The organism is Mycobacterium sp. TH-M82 (assembly GCF_057473605.1).
Genome location: NZ_JBYCKY010000452.1, coordinates 1 through 10153, shown reverse-complemented (window position 1 = coordinate 10153; position 10153 = coordinate 1). Strand labels below are relative to the sequence as shown.

The window sequence follows — 10153 nt, the reverse complement described above, 5'->3', positions numbered from 1 at the left end:
AAGGCTCGGTGATGCGCCTCGGCGACGAGGTGCGTCAGCCGATCTCGGTCATCCCGACCGGGTCGATCGCCCTGGACGTGGCGCTGGGCCTCGGCGGGCTGCCCCGCGGCCGGATCATCGAGATCTACGGCCCGGAGTCCTCGGGGAAGACCACCGTCGCACTGCACGCGGTGGCCAACGCGCAGGCCGCCGGCGGGATCGCGGCGTTCATCGACGCCGAGCACGCCCTGGATCCCGAGTACGCCAAGAGCCTCGGCGTGGACACCGACTCGCTGCTGGTGTCCCAGCCCGACACCGGAGAACAGGCACTGGAGATCGCCGACATGCTGATCCGCTCCGGGGCACTGGACATTCTGGTCATCGACTCGGTGGCCGCGCTGGTGCCACGTGCGGAGATCGAAGGCGAGATGGGCGACAGCCACGTCGGTCTGCAGGCCCGGCTGATGAGCCAGGCGATGCGGAAAATGACCGGCGCGCTGAGCAATTCGGGCACCACAGCGATCTTCATCAACCAGTTGCGGGAGAAGGTAGGTGTCTTCTTCGGATCTCCCGAAACAACCACGGGAGGAAAGGCTTTGAAGTTCTACGCCTCGGTACGCCTGGATGTCAGGAGAATCGAGACCCTCAAGGACGGCACCGACGCGGTAGGCAACCGCACCCGGATCAAGGTGGTCAAGAACAAGTGCCTGGCAGCGGGCACCCGGGTTTTCGATCCGGTCACCGGCACGACGCACCGCATCGAGGATGTCGTCGATGGCAGGAAGCAGATTCACGTCGTGGCCGCGGCCAAGGATGGAACGCTGCATGCGCGGTCCGTGGTGTCCTGGTTCGACCAGGGAACGCAGGATGTGATCGGGCTACGGATCGCCGGCGGCGGAACCGTATGGGCGACCCCCGACCACAAGGTGCTGACAGAGTCCGGCTGGCGTCATGCCGCCGAACTCCGCAAGGGGGACCGGGTGGCACAACCGCGGCGCTTCGACGGATTCGGTGACAGTGCGCCGATCTCGGCGGATCAAGCCCGGCTGCTCGGCTACCTGGTCGGGGATGGCTACGTGGGGGGTAAGACTCCGGTCAACTTCATCAATGTTCATCAGGCGCTCATTGACGACGTGACACGAATCGCTGCGACGCTTGGTTGTACGGCCCATCCGCAGGGGCGTATCTCCCTTGCGATCGCTCACCGGCCTGGTGAGCGCAACGGTGTTGCAGACCTTTGCCGACGGGCCGGCATCTACGGCAAGCTCGCATGGGAGAAGACGGTTCCGAATTGGTTCTTCGAGCCAGACGCCGCGGCCGATATCGTCGGGAATCTGCTCTTCGGCCTGTTCGAGAGTGACGGCTGGGTGAGCCGAGAACAGGCCGGGGCACTTCGGGTCGGTTATACGACGACCTCTGAACAGCTTGCACACCAAATTCATTGGCTGTTACTGAGATTCGGTGTCGTGAGTACCGTTCGCGATTACGATCCGACCCAGAAGCGGCCGAGTATCATCGACGGTCGACGGATTCAGGGCCGGCGTCAAGTGTTCGAGGTCCGGATATCGGGTATGGATAACGTCACAGCGTTCGCGAAATCTGTTCCCATGTGGGGACCGCGCGGCAGCGCCCTTGTCCAGGCGATTCCGGAAGCGCTGCGGGGGCGGCGGCGTGGATCGCAGGCGACGTATCTGGCCTCCGAGGCGGCCGATGGCGTGCTGAATTATCTTGACCAGCGCGGCGTGACCGCGCAGGAAGCCGCAGCGATGATCGGCGCAGGCGCTGGGAACCCCCGCGGCGGAATGAAGCAGGTCTTGGGTGCCAGCCGGCTTCGCAGGGATCGTGTGCAGGCGCTCGCGGACGCCCTGGATGACAAGTTTCTGGGCGATGTGCTGGCGGAAGAACTCTGGTACTCGGTGATCCGGGAAGTCTTGCCGGCAAGGCGGGTACGAACGTTCGACCTCGAGGTCGAGGAACTGCACAACCTCGTCGCGGAAGGTGTTGTCGTGCACAACTGCGCACCCCCCTTCAAGCAGGCCGAGTTCGACATCCTCTACGGCAAGGGCATCAGCCGTGAGGGTTCGCTGATCGACATGGGAGTGGACCAGGGCTTCATCCGCAAGTCCGGCGCCTGGTTCACCTACGACGGCGAGCAGCTCGGGCAGGGCAAGGAGAACGCCCGCACCTTCCTGCTGGAGAACGTCGACGTGGCCAACGAGATCGAGAAGAAGATCAAGGAGAAGCTCGGCATCGGCGCCGTGGTGACCGATGAGCTGACCGATGGCTCAGGCGATGAAGTCCTGCCCGCCCCCGTCGATTTCTGAGCCCAAGCGCCAGGAGCAGGCGCGGGCACTTTGTCTGCGCCTGCTCACCGTACGGGCGCGTACTCGCGCCGAGCTGGCCGGACAGTTGGCCAGGCGCGGCTACCCCGGTGACATCACCAATCAGGTGCTGGACCGCCTGACCGAGGTGGGTCTGGTCGATGACACCGATTTCGCCGGGCAGTGGGTGCGCTCGCGGCGGGTACGCGCCGGGAAGGGCAACCGGGCGTTGGCCGCTGAGCTGCACGCCAAGGGCGTCGACGGCAACATCATCGCCGCGGTGCTCGACGACACCAACGCCGGTGCCGAGCGGGATCGGGCTGTGCAGCTGGTGCGGGCCCGGTTACGCCGGGAAACCCTGGACGACGACGACGTACGGGTGAGTCGGCGCCTGGTGTCGATGCTCGCCCGCCGTGGCTACGGCCAGTCGATGGCCTACGACGTGGTCAGCGCCGAGCTGGCCTCCGAGCGGGAACGCCGGCGGGTCTGACGGCTAATCCTGGCCCTCATCTTCACCGGTACTGGTGAAGACCTCCTTCGTCCGCTCGACGGCGTGGCTGGCGATGTCCAGGGAGTCCTGCACGATGGCGCTGGCGCCACCGGCGATGTCGCCGCGGATGATGTCGCCCGCGTCCTCGACGATGTCCGAGGCTTTCTCGACGGCATGCGTTGCGATATCCCGCGCCGCGTTGAACGCGCCCTGAGGGGTGAATGCCATGACGGTCTCCTGTCCGTTGTGGTTACGTCGACTGTAGCCGCCGAACACGGGTGAGCGGCGTGTCATTGCCGCAGGCCGCCGTACCATGGGCCGCGTGACTTCGATGACGGCACCGGAGCGGCCGGATCAGGCAGCCCGCACCTACGAGGTGCGTACCTACGGCTGTCAGATGAACGTCCACGATTCCGAGCGGCTGGCCGGCATGTTGGAGGCAGCGGGCTATCAGCGCGCCCCCGAGGGTGCCGACGCCGACGTGGTGGTGTTCAACACCTGCGCGGTCCGGGAGAACGCCGACAACAAGCTGTACGGCAACCTCAGCCACCTGGCGCCGGACAAGCGCGGCAACCCGGACATGCAGATCGCGGTCGGCGGCTGCCTGGCGCAGAAGGACAAGGAGGGCGTCTTACGCAGGGCGCCCTGGGTCGATGTCGTCTTCGGTACCCATAACATCGGATCGCTCCCGGTGCTGCTGGAGCGGGCCCGGCACAACAAGGCAGCCCAGGTGGAGATTGTCGAGGCATTGCGAGAGTTCCCGTCGTCGCTGCCCGCAGTACGCGAATCCGCGTATGCGGCCTGGGTTTCCATCTCGGTCGGCTGCAACAACAAGTGCACCTTCTGCATCGTGCCGATGCTGCGGGGCAGGGAGGTCGACCGCAGGCCGGCCGACATCCTCGCCGAGGTGCGGGCGCTGGCGGAGTCCGGGGTGCTGGAGATCACCCTGCTGGGCCAGAACGTCAACGCCTACGGCGTCTCGTTCGCCGACCCGGAGTTGCCGCGCGACCGGGGCGCTTTCGCCGCGCTGCTGCGCGCCTGTGGACGCGTCGACGGCTTGGAGCGGGTCCGGTTCACCTCCCCGCACCCGGCCGAGTTCACCGACGACGTCATCGAGGCGATGGCCGAAACGCCGAACGTCTGTCCGGCGCTGCACATGCCGCTGCAGTCCGGTTCGGACGCGGTCCTGAGGGCGATGCGCCGCTCCTACCGCACCGAACGCTATCTAGCGATACTCGACCGGGTTCGCGCCGCCATCCCGGATGCCGCGATAACCACCGACCTGATCGTCGGGTTCCCCGGCGAGACCGAGCAGGACTTCCAGGACACGCTCGAGGTGGTGCGGGCCGCACGGTTCTCGGCCGCGTTCACCTTCCAGTACTCCAAGCGCCCCGGCACACCGGCTGCTGAACTGGACTGCCAGCTGCCGAAAGAGGTGGTGCAGCAACGTTACGACCGGTTGGTGGCGCTGCAGGAAGAGATCTCGCTGGAAGAGAACCGGGCGCAGATCGGTAACACCGTCGAAGTATTGGTCGCGGTGGGGGAGGGACGCAAGGACGCCCGCACCGCGCGGATGAGCGGGCGGGCTCGCGACGGCCGGCTGGTGCACTTCGCGCCCGGCGGCGCGCAGGTGCGGCCCGGCGACGTGGTGACCACCACGGTGACCGGTGCCGCCCCGCATCATCTGCTCGCCGACGGACCGGTGGTCGCTTATCGGCCCACCCGCGCTGGTGATAGGTACGGCGGTAGTCCGCGCGGGGTCGGCCTCGGCATGCCCGGGATCGGTGCCCAGCCGGTCGGCCGCAGTGAGCTCGGCCATGAGCCGGTAGCGAGCCGATAGTGAGTCAGAGCTGGTGAGCCAAAGCGCCGACGACCACGAAAACCTGGAAGCCTACCGGGCCGACATCGATGCGGTAGAACGCCGCATTGCCGGCGAAATTGAAATCGGCGGACGAGCTCTGGTTGTCCTGATCGGTGTGTTCGTGCTGTTGGCGTCGTTTCTGCTGCCGCATACCGGGACCGTCATGGGCTGGGATGTGCTGTTCGCCGGTGACGGCGCCGCCGAAGCGGGGGTGACGCTGCCGTCGCGGTTGTTCATGTGGTTGGCGCTGGTGTTCAGCGGCGGCTTTTCGCTGCTGGCGCTGCTGACCAGGCGCTGGGCGGTGGCGTGGGTGGCGCTGGCGGGCTCGGCGGTGGCCAGTGCGGTCGGGTTGCTGGCTGTGTGGTCAAGGCAGACCGTGGCCGAAGGCCGTCCGGGCCCCGGGGTGGGCCTGATCGTGGTGTGGATCTGCGTGATCGTGTTGACATTTCACTGGGCCAGGCTGGTGTGGTCGCGCACCCTCATTCAGTTGGCCGTCGAAGAGCAGCGCCGCGCCGCCGCCGCACAGCACCAGTCCGGAAGCCTGCTGGACGACCTGGATCGCCCCGAGGACGAGCAGCCGCCCTCCGGATAGCCGCTGCGATGGTTCGGCGGCGTCAGGGCTTACGGATGAGTGCCTGCTCGGCGGCATCGGCCCATTGCCGCCACTGCTCGGCGCTGGCCCGCGCCGCTGCGGCGTCTTCGTCTCGGCCCGCGGCCTGTGCCTTCTGTGCCTGGTGTTCGAATTGTTCAGCGCGGGTGCGGAATTGCTCGGCACGGGCCTGGGCCTGTGGATCGACCCCGCTCGGCTCGGTGTCGCCGCGGACCTTCTTCTCCGCCGCGCGTAACCGCCGCTCCAATTCCGCGGAATGCTCCCGGGGCACCTTGCCGATCGCGTCCCACTTCGTCAGGATCGATCGCAGGGCGGTGCGGGCGGCGTCGCGGTCGGCCGGGTCGAGGCGCTCCGCCTCGGCCAGCAGCGTCTCCTTGGCGGCGACGTTGGCCTGCAACACCGCGTCGCCTCCGGCGCTGGCCGAGTTACGCGCGGTGAAGAACGTGTCCTGGGCGGCTTTGAAGCGGTGCCACAGCGCGTCGTCGACGTCCTTGGCCGCGCGCCCGGCAGCCTTCCATTCGGTGAGCAGTTCACGGAAGCCGCCAGCGGTGCCCGCCCAGTCGGTGGACGATGCCAACTCCTCGGCACGCTCACACAAGCGTTCCTTGTCCCGGCGGGAAATCGCCCGCTCGCGGTCCAGTTCGGCGAAATGCGATCCGCGCCGCCGGTTGAACATGTCCCGGGCCGCTGCGTATCGCTTCCACAACTCGTCGTCGGTCTTGCGGTCCAGGCCGTTGATCGTCTTCCATTCGTCGAGGATGGAACGCAGTCGGTCGCCGGCCGCTTTCCATTGGGTCGAAGTGGCCGCCAGGTCCTCGGCCTCGGCAGCCAGCGTCTCTTTGCGGGCCGTCGCCTCGGCGCGGTGTCGCTCGCGCCGGGCCCGGTCCTGCGCGGCGACGGCATCGGCGCGTTCGCGGATCGCGGTCAACCGCAGGGCCAATGCGTCGACGTCGCCGAGCACGCTCGCCGTCGGTAGCGCCTCCGCCAGAGTTATGGCGCTGGCTTTGATCTTGCGGGGATCGCCGGTGCCGGATGCCAGCCGCTCCTCCAGCACCGTGATCTCGGTGCTCAGGTCATCGAATCGCCGACCGAAGTGGGCGAACGCGGCCTCAGTGTCACAAGTGTCGGAAGTGTCGGCGGCACCGCCGGTCTGCCAGGAACCGATCCTGCGTTCACCGGACGGACTGATCAGCCACACAGTGCCGTCGTCATCGACACGGCCGAACCGGTGCGGATCGCTGGGCGCTGCGATGGCGGCCTGACGGGCGACGCTTTGCGCGCCCTGCCTTGGACCCGGTCTGGGGCCCGGCCTGGGAACCGGCCCCCGGGGGGGTGTGGGTGAATCGCTTTCGTCGGTCATTCGCTTGCCGTCACCTAATCCTTCGCGCGGGCAACAGCCGCGCACCTGCCGCGCACCGCGGCGCCCTCGACTACAGGTATTCAAGCACCGGCCGCGCGCCCGTGTCACAGTGGTGCCCGGCGGATACGGGCGTGTTTGCGCAGGAGATGTCACCGCGTCGCTAACCGGCCGGAAGGTCGCCGGCGGGTATCGTTGCCCGGTTGAGGAGGCCAGCCATGTCGACCGCGAACGTCATCGCTGGGCTGCTCGCGCTGTGCGCCGCACTGGCCTCCGCGATCGGCGACGTGGTCCGGCAGCGGTCCGCACAGGAGATCACCGACAGAGAAATCGGCCACCTGGAGCTGTTCTGGATGTCACTGCGCGACGCGCGGTGGTGGGGAGGCGGCGCGGCGGCGGTGACCAACTACGCTCTGCAGGCCGCCGCGCTGGCGGTGGGCTCGGTGATGCTGGTCACCGGGCTGCAGGTGACCGCGCTGCTGTTCGCGTTGCCGATCTACGCGTGGCTGACCCGCCGCCGGGTGAGCCACTGGGAGTGGGTGTGGGCGGCCCTGCTGGCCGTGGCACTGGCGGTAGTGGTGGTGGTCGGCGATCCGACCGAAGGTGTCAGCCGGGCATCGTGGCAGGTCTGGGGGGTGGTTGCCGCAGTCCTGGGACCGACGCTGGTGGGCTGCGTGCTGGCCGCCCGGATCTTGGCCGGCCGCCCGGTTGCCGCCGTGCTGTTGGCGGCGGTGGCCGGAACGTCGCTGGCGGTGTTCGCGGTGCTGACCAAGGGCCTCGTCGAGGTGCTCAAATATCACGGCATCGTCGGGGTGCTACGCGCACCGGAACTGCTGCCCTGGCTGCTGGCGACACTGACCGGGATGATCTTTCAGCAGTCGTCGTTTCGCGCCGGTGCGCTGCCTGCCTCGATGCCGACAATGATTGTGGCGAAACCCCTGGTGGCCACGGTGCTCGGGATGCTGGTGCTCGGTGAGACGCTGATCGTCGACGGTGTCGAGAAGCTGGTGGTGGCGGTGGGGACGGCGACCGTGCTGATCGCAACCGCGGCGCTGGCCCGCGGCGAGGCCGCCACGATGGCGGCCGGGGCCGGTGCCGACAAGGCCCTGCCCGCGATGGAGCCGGTCAGGCGCTAACTTGGTGGCGTGCTGGGCGCCATCGCGATCATGCCGTCGGCGCCGGTGCTGGTGCCCGAACTCGCCGGCGTCGCAGCCGACGAGCTGGCCGGCCTGCGATCGGCGGTGTGCACCGCCGTCGGCTCGCTGCCGCCGCACTGGGTCGCGCTCGGCACCGGACCCGCAGACGGTACCGCGGTGTGCGGCCCGGACAGCGTGGGTACCTTCGCCGGATTCGGCGTCGACATGGCGGTGCGCCTGTCCCCCGCCGCCGAACAACCGGCTGACCTGCCGCTGGGCGCATTGATGGCCGGCTGGGTGCGCGGCCAGGCCCGACCCGATGCCTGCGTGCAGGTCCATTCCTACGGCGACCCCGTCACCGCGACGGCACGGGGCGAGCAGCTGCGCGGTGACATCGACCGGCGGCCCGAGCCGGTCGGGGTGCTGGTAGTCGCCGACGGCGTCAACACCCTGACCGCCGGGGCCCCCGGCGGCTACCACCCGGGCGGCGCCGCCGTGCAACGCGCCCTCGACGACGCCCTGGCCCGCGGTGACGCCGCCGCCCTGGCGCGGCTGCCGGCGCAGGTCACCGGCCGGGCCGCGTTCGCGGCGCTGGCCGGGCTGGCCGGATTCGGGCCGCGAACCGCTCTCGAGCTCTATCGCTGTGCCCCCTACGGCGTCGGCTACTTCACCGGCATCTGGCGGCCGTGAGAACCCGATGAGGCCTATCGCGATCGTCGGCCCAACCGGCACCGGCAAGTCGCGGTTGGCCCTGGCCGTCGCGGAGTGCGTCGGCGGTGAAGTCGTCAACGCCGACGCCATGCAGCTCTACCGCGGAATGGACATCGGCACCGCGAAACTGCCGCTGACTTCGCGTCACGGCATCCCGCATCACCAACTGGACGTGCTGGACGTCACCGAAACCGCGACCGTCGCCCGCTACCAGCGGGCCGCGGCCGCCGACGTGGCGTCGATCGCCGCCCGCGGCGCGGTGCCGGTCATCGTGGGCGGCTCGATGCTCTACCTGCAGGCGCTGCTCGACGACTGGTCGTTCCCGGCAACCGACCCGCAGGTGCGGGCCGCCTGGGAGCGCCGGCTCGCCGCGACTGGAGCGGCCGCCCTGCACGCCGAACTAGCCGTCCGCGACCCTGCGGCGGCCGCGGCGATCCGCCCCACCGACGGCCGGCGCATCGTGCGCGCACTGGAGGTGGGGGAGCTGACCGGGCAACCGTTCGCCGCGTCGGCACCCGCCATAGGAGAACCCCGATGGGATACCATGATCATCGGATTAGATTGCGACACAGCATATCTCGATGCCGAGCTGGCGAAGAGAACCGACGACATGTTCGATCACGGCCTGGTCGACGAGGTGACGGCGCTGTTGGACCGGGGCCTGCGGGACGGGGTCACCGCGTCCCGGGCGCTCGGCTACGCGCAGGTGGTCGCCGCCCTGGACGCCGGCGGGGGAGACGACGCGCTGCGGCGCGCCCGCGAGCAGACGTTCGTCGGGACCCGGCGCTACGTGCGACGCCAGCGGTCCTGGTTTGGCCGCGACCACCGGATCCACTGGCTGGATGCGGCCGACCCGACTGCCAACATCGACGCCGTCATTTCAGCCTTGACCAGGTCTATATAACGGCGAAGCGCGATGCACAGGCTCCCGCCGCGAGTGCGCCCGGCGGTCATCGAGTTCGTGTTCGGCGAGCTGTCGCGAGAGCCATGTCGGGTCGATTAGTCGCTGCGCCACGATCTGACCGGGATGTACAGTGCCCGCCGCGGCCCCTACCGCGTGCTCTATCGCATCGATGAAGGCCGGTCGCAGGTGTTCATTCAGCGGGTTGACCACCGCGCCGGAGTTTACCGGCAATGCTCCCGCGGAACGTATCCTGAGCTGGTGATGTTCGCCAAGGGCCACGGCACCCAGAACGACTTCGTGCTGCTGGAGGACCCAGCTGCCGAGCTGGCGCTGACGCCGTCGAAGGTCGCCGCGTTGTGCGACCGCCGTCGCGGGCTGGGTGCCGACGGGTTGCTGCGGGTGACCACTGCCGCCGCCGCGGTGAACGCCGGTGTGCTGGATGCACTGCCCGAGGGGGTGAGCGTCGGCGACTGGTACATGGACTACCGCAACGCCGACGGCTCGGTGGCGCAGATGTGCGGCAACGGGGTGCGGGTGTTCGCCCACTACCTGCGGGCTGCCGGGCTGGAATCCCGGGATGAATTCACGGTCGGGTCGCTGGCCGGTCCGCGCCCGCTGGTCGTGCATCGCGCTGACGCCGTGACCGCCGACGTCACCGTCGACATGGGCAAGGCGAACCGGTTCGGGGTCGGGGAGGCGATCGTCGGCGGCCGACCGTTCGCGGGGCTGGTGATCGACGTCGGCAACCCGCACCTGGCGTGTGTGGACGCCGACCTGACCGCCG

At 68.7% G+C, this 10153-nt stretch carries 10 protein-coding genes; 8 read left to right on the top strand and 2 right to left on the bottom strand.

The annotated features are described in order from the left end of the window. Both recA and recX read left to right on the top strand, forming a co-directional pair. The coding region (recA, locus tag AC2VON_RS13875; RefSeq protein WP_486953490.1) for an intein-containing recombinase RecA at positions 1-2303 on the top strand (2303 nt) is incomplete at its 5' end. Next, positions 2272-2790: a recombination regulator RecX gene (gene recX, locus AC2VON_RS13870; protein WP_486953493.1), complete on the top strand. Its 519-nt coding sequence runs from the start codon at positions 2272-2274 to the stop codon at positions 2788-2790. The genes recA and recX, both read left to right, overlap by 32 nt. Positions 2791-2793: 3 nt before the next feature. On the opposite strand, the gene AC2VON_RS13865 is transcribed toward recX, so the two are convergent. After that, positions 2794-3018: an Rv1893 family protein gene (locus tag AC2VON_RS13865; protein WP_486953489.1), complete on the bottom strand. Its 225-nt coding sequence runs from the start codon at positions 3016-3018 to the stop codon at positions 2794-2796. A gap of 103 nt (positions 3019-3121) precedes the next feature. Here AC2VON_RS13865 and miaB point away from each other — a divergent pair, with 103 nt between their 5' ends. Continuing rightward, the gene (gene miaB / locus AC2VON_RS13860) at positions 3122-4630 is read left to right on the top strand and encodes a tRNA (N6-isopentenyl adenosine(37)-C2)-methylthiotransferase MiaB (protein ID WP_486953492.1); all 1509 of its coding nucleotides are present in this window, start codon (positions 3122-3124) and stop codon (positions 4628-4630) included. Positions 4631-4643: 13 nt separating this feature from the next. Continuing rightward, the gene (locus tag AC2VON_RS13855) at positions 4644-5243 is read left to right on the top strand and encodes an Rv2732c family membrane protein (RefSeq protein WP_486953488.1); all 600 of its coding nucleotides are present in this window, start codon (positions 4644-4646) and stop codon (positions 5241-5243) included. A gap of 22 nt (positions 5244-5265) precedes the next feature. Here the strand turns inward: AC2VON_RS13855 and AC2VON_RS13850 are convergent, their stop codons facing one another. Then, positions 5266-6621, bottom strand: a complete 1356-nt coding sequence (locus tag AC2VON_RS13850) for a DUF349 domain-containing protein (protein WP_486953487.1) — start codon at positions 6619-6621, stop codon at positions 5266-5268. Positions 6622-6836: 215 nt separating this feature from the next. Between AC2VON_RS13850 and AC2VON_RS13845 the strand changes: the two genes are divergently transcribed. The 4 genes from AC2VON_RS13845 to dapF form a co-directional block, all read left to right on the top strand. Continuing rightward, complete coding sequence (locus tag AC2VON_RS13845; RefSeq protein WP_486953486.1) at positions 6837-7754, top strand: DMT family transporter; 918 nt, start codon at positions 6837-6839, stop codon at positions 7752-7754. 9 nt (positions 7755-7763) lie between these two features. After that, a complete protein-coding gene (locus AC2VON_RS13840; RefSeq protein ID WP_486953485.1) occupies positions 7764-8444 on the top strand; it encodes a class III extradiol ring-cleavage dioxygenase family protein in 681 nt (226 codons plus the stop codon). Positions 8445-8451: 7 nt separating this feature from the next. Continuing rightward, a complete protein-coding gene (gene miaA / locus AC2VON_RS13835; RefSeq protein WP_486953484.1) occupies positions 8452-9369 on the top strand; it encodes a tRNA (adenosine(37)-N6)-dimethylallyltransferase MiaA in 918 nt (305 codons plus the stop codon). 258 nt (positions 9370-9627) lie between these two features. After that, positions 9628-10153: diaminopimelate epimerase (gene dapF / locus AC2VON_RS13830; protein WP_486953491.1), on the top strand; the 526-nt coding region annotated here is incomplete at its 3' end.